The organism is Bacillus sp. SIMBA_026 (assembly GCF_046535335.1).
GTDB classification, from domain to species: domain Bacteria; phylum Bacillota; class Bacilli; order Bacillales; family Bacillaceae; genus Bacillus; species Bacillus velezensis.
The window spans coordinates 1-293 of sequence record NZ_JAWRWX010000094.1 but is presented as its reverse complement, the minus strand read 5'-3'; the positions used below and the strand labels follow the sequence as shown (position 1 = coordinate 293).

At 43.0% G+C, this 293-nt stretch carries 1 protein-coding gene; it reads right to left on the bottom strand.

What is annotated here, in order from left to right:
- Window positions 1-293 (bottom strand): hypothetical protein (locus SB847_RS20820; protein WP_410578489.1); only part of this gene is annotated, 293 nt, incomplete at both ends.

Genomic DNA, 293 nt, shown 5'->3' with positions numbered 1-293 from the left:
ATGCTATTGAAATTCAGAATAGCTGAGGCCTGGCTGTCTAAAACATTAAGTTCAACGCGGGTTGGTGCGGTACTATGGAGTTTGGTCGCCGTGGTCGTAACTGTGCCTGCAAATTTTGAAGTGAGTTTGTTTATCGCCATTGACTGGCCGGCAACAGAAAATTCAACAGTGTCTGCATTTAGTTGCAGATAATCTAAATTAAGCGAGTTAAATTGCCATTGGTTTTGCTTTAACGATAACTCAGAGGCGAGGCGAATCGTCTCGTTTTTTTCACCTTTAGCTACAGCACTCAG